Source organism: Gilvimarinus sp. 1_MG-2023 (assembly GCF_030548285.1).
On the sequence record NZ_JAUOSC010000762.1, the window covers coordinates 1 to 294 of the forward strand.

At 55.4% G+C, this 294-nt stretch carries 1 protein-coding gene; it reads left to right on the forward strand.

Annotated elements, in window-relative coordinates:
• Positions 1–294 (forward strand): dihydroxy-acid dehydratase domain-containing protein (locus Q4563_RS18940; protein WP_303605613.1); only part of this gene is annotated, 294 nt, incomplete at both ends.

Sequence of the window (294 nt, forward strand, 5' to 3'; positions counted from 1 at the left end):
GATGATGGTTGAGATCATGGGGCTGCACTTGCCCGGCTCTTCCTTTGTGAATCCGGGCACCGAATTACGTGAGCAGCTGACCCGTTATGCGGCGCAGCAAGCGGTACGCCTGACGGCTCCCAATGGTCGCTACACACCGCTGTATGAAATCGTCGATGAAAAATCGCTGGTAAACGGCATTGTGGCCTTGCTGGCCACCGGCGGTTCCACCAATCACACCATGCATATCATTGCCATTGCGGCAGCGGCTGGGGTGATTATTGACTGGCAGGACTTTTCCGATTTGTCCGATGT